Raw genomic sequence first — 991 nt, 5'->3', positions numbered from 1 at the left:
CGGGTGTTGACCCGTCTAGCGAGGGGATCCGCAACGATCGATGCCCGAAGGGGATTGTCCGGATCGAGATAGGCTTGACGTACGCCCTCATTCACAAGATCAGCGAAACTGGCCGTTGACTTAATGCGGGCATCCATGCCGACCTTTGCGAAGACAACCACAAGTCCGGTGTCCTGACAGATCGGGCGCCGCCCAAAGGCCGCCATGCGGGAGTTCAGCAGAATCTGACCTATGGCATTCTTCGCCGACGGGCTCTGTTCTCGCGTGTATGCGTGAGAAAGAGACCGGATATAATCTGGAGGATGATAGTACGAGATGTACTGAAGGGCGTCGGCGACGCTCCTTGTGATGTCGCGACCTGCGATGGTCCGTGTTCTGTTTCCCACCGGATTTTATCCAAACGAACCGAGGCCATTGACCATTTTCAAAATCTGGAAGCTTCGCACCCCCTGCTCGCCGCCTTCATATCCATAGCCGCTTTGCTTGACGCCCCCATAAGGCGCATCCGCGGAAACCCCTTTCAGGTAATTCACACTAACTGCGCCCGCAGAGAGACCATTGATAAGCTTCTGTTGCGTATCGGCCGCGCCAGTAAACAAGTAGGCGGCCAGACCGTACTCGGTGGCGTTGGCTTCCTCGATCGCCTCTTCGATCGTATCGAAAGGCGCCACGGTGAGAATCGGTCCGAACGGCTCTTCATGAAGCACTCTCGCTTCCTTCGGTACGCCAGTCAGGATGGTTGGCGGCCAGTAAAACCCCGGTCGGTCAAGGGGGGTGCCACCGGTCTCGATTTGGGCGCCGCCCTCTACCGCATCTTTGGTCAGGCGTTGCATGGCCTCGATTCGCCGCGCGTTTGCCATGGGACCCATCTGCGTTGCAGGGTCATCCGGTGGACCGATCCTGATTTTTCGGACCGCCTCCGTCATCCGGAACAGGAATTCCTCATAGCGGGATCGGGCGACAAGAATCCTGCTGGGCGCATTACAACTCT

General features: G+C 57.7%; 2 protein-coding genes. Both read right to left on the bottom strand.

Features of this window, described 5'->3' with window-relative positions; translation table 11 throughout:
• Nucleotides 1-386: fumarate hydratase (locus EOB49_RS34115; RefSeq protein WP_206526190.1), on the bottom strand; the 386-nt coding region annotated here is incomplete at its 3' end.
• Between the two features lie 6 nt (nt 387-392).
• A partial coding sequence (locus EOB49_RS34110) for an aldehyde dehydrogenase family protein (RefSeq protein WP_127383520.1) occupies nt 393-991 on the bottom strand: 599 nt, incomplete at its 5' end.

This window comes from Mesorhizobium sp. M7A.F.Ca.MR.148.00.0.0, assembly GCF_003997735.1.
Taxonomy (GTDB): Bacteria; Pseudomonadota; Alphaproteobacteria; order Rhizobiales; family Rhizobiaceae; genus Mesorhizobium.
This window is presented reverse-complemented; position numbering and strand designations above follow the sequence as displayed.